The organism is Citrobacter braakii (genome assembly GCF_002075345.1).
In the GTDB taxonomy this organism is placed as follows: Bacteria; Pseudomonadota; Gammaproteobacteria; order Enterobacterales; family Enterobacteriaceae; genus Citrobacter; species Citrobacter braakii.
The window spans coordinates 1-2,039 of the sequence record NZ_NAEW01000059.1; the positions used below are offsets into that span (position 1 = coordinate 1).

Below are 2,039 nucleotides of genomic sequence, written 5' to 3' on the forward strand. Positions count from 1 at the left end.
CGGAAAGTGTGTCACCGCCAGGGAGAGGTCAGTTAAAATGACGGTTTCAGAATGAGTTTTCCGCGTACTGCTTCTGCGGAGTCTGGTCCTGAACCGGAGGAGTCGAGGTCGGTTTTTCTGCCTTGTAGACAATCTCTTTATCAATCTTTATCCAGTCCACCCGGATAAGACGCGTTTTGAGACTGACACGGTTTTCGCCGGCATGCTCACCTTTTGACAGGGTGAAGATGTCCGGTTTAACACCGCTGAGCACAAAACTGACCATCACTTTTTTGTCTTCATCGCACGCTTTCTGGCAACGGTTGATCAGACTCGTTGCGTCCTTGCCTGCAACAGTGACATCAAAGCGGGTATAGTCTGCATTATCTGTCGGTCCCGTCAGGGCGTTCAGCGTACAGCAGGTAAACTTACTGTTACCGTTGACCACCTGGCGTACGTTACTGATGTAGCCCAGGCCGCTAATGTTAAGGTTGAAGTAGTTCACTTCTTTAACTTCTTTTTTGTCAGTATTTCCGGACATGATGTTCTCTCCAGGGATAAAAAAGGTATGGTTGAGAAAACATGCATCCCTGTCGGGGAGTGTTTTCCCGCAGGGAGCCTGTGGCATCGTCACAGGCCGTCAATAGTCATAAAACAACCCCCACTGTATTCTGCAGAACACAGTACCCGTTTCCAGAGGTTAAACGGGTGTACCGTCCGAAGACGCTGCCTTCCAGGCCACGGCAGCATTTGCAATGGAGCACCCGAAGGCGTCAGTTCCAGCTCCGCTGACTTTTGCATGTGACCACCCGAAGGCTCCTCTTTCAGGTCAACAAGTACAGTTTCCTGTACCGGAGGTATTTGCAATTGTCTCAGGGACAACGATTTAGCCTGTTCATTTTTAAAACACAGCAGCGGGAAGTCAAGAAAGGTGAGCGCGGAAAATAAGGAACCGAAAAAACAAAAAAACGGGGTATGCAGCAGGGAATACAGGAGAGGATATCAGGAGGCAATAACTACGGATATTTCGACGTTAATGGCAGCTCCCGGAGGGGAGCCGCCATTACTTTCACAGAGTGCACCATGCTCTACTGTCATTAAAACCCACCGTGAAGGTAAAACCCCGACGCAATATTTCACACGGTTTTTACGCCTTGTAAGTCCATCCCGTTCAGAAGATGACTTACCGGACTGCCGCAGACACCATACCAAAATGCAAAAATGACGCTGCCCTGTAGCCGTGGGGTGCCGGTATCTTCAGTACCGCAGTCATCCTGCCAGAGCCGGTGATAAAAAACAACCGGTTATCGCAGCTTCAGTTTCAGGCTTTTCGGCATTTTTAACGAGCCGCCGCCAGTACCACTTCCCGCAATACCCCGGCACGCCGGATAGTTGACACAGCCGAAAAATACACCATTCTTTCCCTGACGCTGCACCGTTCGTCCCCCGCATTCCGGGCAGGGTGGACCGGGAGTAGCCTGCATCGCCAGTGGCTGCGATTTCCCCTGACTGACCAGCTGCGACACCCAGGCATTCTGTTTCGCCATAAAATCATCAAGACTCACCCGGCCTGCCGCCACCTCATCCAGCAGTTGCTCCCACAACGCCGTCAGCCCCGGGCTGGTCAGTGCCGCCGGCAGGGTATTCACCAGGTCACGCCCTGTCGTGGTCGAACGCAGCACTTTTTTATCCCTTACCATAAATCCACGTTTTATCAGGGTGTCGATTATCCCCGCCCGGGTCGCCTCAGTTCCTATCCCCGCATTTTCTTTCAGCACCTTCTTCAGCGCAGAATCCGTGACGAACGATGCCGCGTTCGTCATCGCCGCAATCAACGTACCGTCGTTGTACGGTACCGGTGGTTTTGTCTGCAGGCGCTTTTCCTCCGCCCCCTGAACCGGACAAATCTGCCCGCTCTGAAGGGGCGGCAGCAGGGAGGCATCTGCGTTATCACTGCTCACGTCGCCATCAGCCAGTGTCTGTACTGACTGTGGCGACGGGTCGGAAAACAGCGCTTTCCATCCCGCCACCACGGTAACATTGCCGGTCGTCCGGAACAG

The 2,039-nt window shown here is 53.0% G+C and carries 2 protein-coding genes; both read right to left on the minus strand.

Annotated features, from left to right (window positions below):
- Positions 1-46: 46 nt before the first annotated feature.
- On the minus strand, positions 47-520 hold the full coding sequence (locus BZK42_RS27700) for an STY4534 family ICE replication protein (protein WP_080861544.1): 474 nt from the start codon (positions 518-520) through the stop codon (positions 47-49).
- 763 nt (positions 521-1,283) lie between these two features.
- The coding region (locus BZK42_RS27705; RefSeq protein ID WP_211280454.1) for a DNA topoisomerase at positions 1,284-2,039 on the minus strand (756 nt) is incomplete at its 5' end.

What these genes read in the sequence shown, in the direction of transcription:
- BZK42_RS27700 (WP_080861544.1), bottom strand. Translation starts at nt 520, where the DNA reads ATGTCCGGAAATACTGACAAAAAAGAAGTTAAAGAAGTGAACTACTTC.